Source organism: Neisseria shayeganii 871 (assembly GCF_000226875.1).
In the GTDB taxonomy this organism is placed as follows: Bacteria; Pseudomonadota; Gammaproteobacteria; order Burkholderiales; family Neisseriaceae; genus Eikenella; species Eikenella shayeganii.
Genome location: NZ_JH164926.1, coordinates 2,212,544 through 2,214,562, shown reverse-complemented (window position 1 = coordinate 2,214,562; position 2,019 = coordinate 2,212,544). Strand labels below are relative to the sequence as shown.

At 60.2% G+C, this 2,019-nt stretch carries 3 protein-coding genes; all 3 read right to left on the bottom strand.

Annotated features, from left to right (window positions below):
* Positions 1-229 precede the first annotated feature (229 nt).
* Positions 230-667 (bottom strand): VOC family protein, encoded by a 438-nt coding sequence (locus HMPREF9371_RS10230; protein WP_009120057.1) that lies wholly within the window; start codon positions 665-667, stop codon positions 230-232.
* 28 nt (positions 668-695) lie between these two features.
* On the bottom strand, positions 696-1,049 hold the full coding sequence (locus tag HMPREF9371_RS10225) for a DUF1428 domain-containing protein (protein ID WP_009120056.1): 354 nt from the start codon (positions 1,047-1,049) through the stop codon (positions 696-698).
* A 70-nt stretch (positions 1,050-1,119) separates the two neighbouring features.
* Positions 1,120-1,908, bottom strand: a complete 789-nt coding sequence (locus tag HMPREF9371_RS10220; RefSeq protein WP_009120055.1) for a helix-turn-helix transcriptional regulator — start codon at positions 1,906-1,908, stop codon at positions 1,120-1,122.
* Between the last annotated feature and the right edge of the window lie 111 nt (positions 1,909-2,019).

Below are 2,019 nucleotides of genomic sequence, written 5' to 3'. Positions count from 1 at the left end.
TTTCTACACATTATCGTTCATCTGCATTACAAAATATCCAATTACACGATTACTGCGCAAATCACCAGCATATTCACAGACGATTTCATGCCTATCAACCTACTCCGGGCTCCTAGCTTAATATTGAAGACGTGTCACATCCCTACTCGTATACCGCTTTATCCAGCGTAGTTGGAAAGAGTGGCTGCCTGAAGTGTTTTCAAGCAGCCATGCGGATCTATTTCGGTGCTTATTCGCCTTGCAGTTCGGCATTCACCATCCATGGGGTGCCGAAGCGGTCGGTGACGATGCCAAAGCCTTTGGCCCAGAAGGTTTCGGCAAAGGGCATTTGCACCTGCCCGTCTTCTGAAAGCGCGTTGAAGATGCGCTCGCCTTCGGCCACGGTATCGACGTCAATGGCTACCTGAAAGCCTTGCATGGGCTGGAAGCCGCCTTTGTCGCAGAACATTGGCAAGGTGTCGCTGGCGCTGAGCAGGATTTCGCCATCTTTCATCAGGTTGCTGTTTGCCACTTTGTTTTTGTCGGCCTCGGACAGTGGCGGTGCATCGGGCTCCGGCGGCATGTCGGCAAAGCGCATGATGTGCGCTTCGCCGCCCAAAAGCTCGGCGTAAAAGGTCATGGCTTCGGCGCAGTTGCCGTTGAAATACAGATAGGGGCTGATTTTCATGGGGGTCTCCTTGGGGGAAAGGTACGGTTCAGTCGAGCGACAGCGGCATAAAGCCGCCGAAGATGGCGCGTTGGCCGTCAAACGGCATGTTTCGCGGCGTGCGCGGATCGGCATTGATCGCGCGCCAACCGGCTTCGCGCGTGGCTTTGTCCGGCCAGATGAACCAGGAGCACATCACGGTTTCGTCCGGCCGGCATTGCACCGCGAGCGGCAGCGAGGTGAGTTTTCCTTCTGGAACGTCATCGCCCCAGCATTCCACCACTTGCAGCACGCCGTGTTCTTTGACCACGGCGGCCACTTCGGCGGCGTGTTGGCGGTAGGTGTCGCGATTGGCCGTGGGTACGGCGGCTAGGCAGAGATCAATGTAATGTTCGGGGTTCATGGTGGCTCCTTGGCTTGTACGAGGGAAAGCGGAAAGCCGCATCTTGCCGCAAATCGCGGTGCGGTATTTGTTACGAATTGCGTTGGTGCAGGTAATCGAACAACAGCTTGGGCAGGTTGACGGTGATGGGCGGGTCGTAGGGCTGTAACGGGCGGAAGTGCAGTGTCAGTTGCTGCGGGGCGGGCAGTGGGAAAGTAATCGGCTCAGGGTGCAGGGCGCGCAGGCAGTGGTCGAGGCGGAAGAAATCCAGCGGGTTGAGGCTGGGGCGCATTTCGCAGCCGAGCAGGTGGTAGCGGCCGTCGGGGATGTGGTCGATGACAAAACGGCGGGTGTGAAACAGCGCCCGCCCCAGCACCGGCACGCCGCGCGGAATCGGCTCGGGAAACAGCCCGACAAACACCAGAGGTGCCAGCCCCTCGCCCTGTATTTCCACGCTGAGCGCATGTGTTTGCGGATGGGCGGCGGGGTCGAAGCCGTGGTAGGGCAACACCCGGGCGCCGCCGTCATGCAGCGCTTGCCGTAAGGTGGCGCTGAAGGTGGCGGCCTGCGCGCGGTAATCGCGCGGGCTTTGTCCGGTATGGGCGCGGAAGCGGTGCGCGTAAGTTGCGGCGCTGGCATGGCCGGCCTCCAGTTGCGAGGCAATCACTGGCTGGCCTTGCACCAGCGGGGCAATACCCTGCTCGATTTTCAGCGCGGCGATGTAGTCGCGCAACGACAGCCCGGTGTGGGCGCGAAACCAGCGGCTCAGGGCGAAGCGGTTGACCCCGAAATGCGCGGCAATCTGCGCCGGCGTGGGGTCTTGGTGCAAATGCGCGCGGATATGGGCGGTAACGGCATCAATGGTCTCGGGAGGCAGCATGGTCAAGCCTGATTCGGACAAGAAAAGCGACGCCGCACCGTAACACCGAACGGCCGCCGCTTTCAAGCCGAAACGGCGGCAGCTTCCCTATGGGGCGTTTCAGGTAGCCTG